Raw genomic sequence first — 384 nt, forward strand, 5'->3', positions numbered from 1 at the left:
TCCGATCTCGTAGGTGGAGCCGGCGTCGCCGGTGAGCGGGTCGGGTGTTGTTTGTGTCATCGGGTCTTGTCCCTGCGTGGTGTGTCTGGTGCCGATTTTGTTGCCGGTGTTGCTGCTGGTTGTGTTACTGGTTTCGCTGCTGGTCTTGTTGCTGTTGCGCGGCTCGTCAGCCGCGCAGCGGGCCGGCCGCGAGTGTGCTTCGCTCGCGCAAGGCGCCGTGGCTGTCATAATGCAGGACGTTGCCCGCGTGTTGGTTGCGCGTTGGTTGCGCGTTGGTTGCCTGTTCGCCGCGCGGGTCTGGCGCTTGTCCGGCAGCACGGCGCCTGCGCCCATCGCAGATGCCGTCGCGCGAAGCGCGTCCGGAAAGCCGAGATTATCCCCAAA

At 65.1% G+C, this 384-nt stretch carries 1 protein-coding gene; it reads right to left on the reverse strand.

Features of this window, described 5'->3' with window-relative positions; genetic code table 11:
• The coding region (locus EN859_RS38480; protein ID WP_210237759.1) for a hypothetical protein at positions 1-384 on the reverse strand (384 nt) is incomplete at both ends.

Origin of the sequence: Mesorhizobium sp. M00.F.Ca.ET.216.01.1.1, from assembly GCF_004010325.2 — a bacterium.
GTDB lineage: Bacteria > Pseudomonadota > Alphaproteobacteria > Rhizobiales > Rhizobiaceae > Mesorhizobium.